This is a genomic window from Pseudomonas sp. B329 (genome assembly GCF_023127835.1).
Classification (GTDB): domain Bacteria; phylum Pseudomonadota; class Gammaproteobacteria; order Pseudomonadales; family Pseudomonadaceae; genus Aquipseudomonas; species Aquipseudomonas synxantha_A.
Map to the genome: position 1 here is coordinate 1 of NZ_SPKP01000059.1, position 853 is coordinate 853.

At 59.4% G+C, this 853-nt stretch carries 1 pseudogene; it reads right to left on the reverse strand.

Annotation, left to right across the window (positions count from 1 at the left end):
• Nucleotides 1-853, reverse strand: a pseudogene (locus tag E4P00_RS26005) (type IV secretion protein Rhs); the annotation flags it as partial.

Below are 853 nucleotides of genomic sequence, written 5' to 3' on the forward strand. Positions count from 1 at the left end.
CAGTTGCCCGTGTTTGTTGTAGCTGTAATCGGTAACCTCGCCGTCAGGATCGGTCCTACGCGTAACATCGCCTTGCTTATTACGCTCGTATTTCCAGACCGCCTCCCCACGCCTCACAACCCGAACAAAACCGTTGTCATGCTCGTAAGACGTCGGCTCATCATCCCCCGGAAACAAAGCCACCAGGCGCCCAGCTTCGTCGTACTGATAGGCCGTCACCGCGCCCAGCGGATCCTGTTCGACGGTCAGCCGCCCCTTGGCATCGTAGGATTTGAAATGCTGCGCGCCGTCCGGATCGATGCGCTGCACCAACCGCGCCCGGTCGTCGTGGACATAGACTTCCTGGCTACCATCGGCGTTATGCACCGTGACACGGCCGTCATCCCCCCAGGCATAACGCGTGTCCATCTGCGAAAAACTCGCCCAATGCCGGACGCAACGTGCCGCCTTGCCGGAACGCTCCCACGCCCAAAAGAAACTCGCCCCACCGGCCAACTGCCGCTCAACAATGACGTGCTGATCGTCGTACCGATAACGCTCGCTTTCACCGACGGCATTGGTCGCGCAAACCAGTCGTCCGTCTTCGTCATAGGCGTAGGAAACAACGTTCTGCTCGGTTTCCCAGACGTAGGGCTCACGCCCTTTGGCGCGATGCACCTGGTAGTCCACCGCCACGATGCGATCCAGCTCATAACGCAGCAGCAGCGAGCGACCAGCACCGTTATCCAGCCGCTCAATTCGCCCGGAATGATCACGGAAAATGCGTAGACGGTTGTCATACGCATCGCTGACCGCAGTCAATACACCGTCGCGAAAGTGATAGAACCGCGACGCCTGGGCCAGCACTAACTCA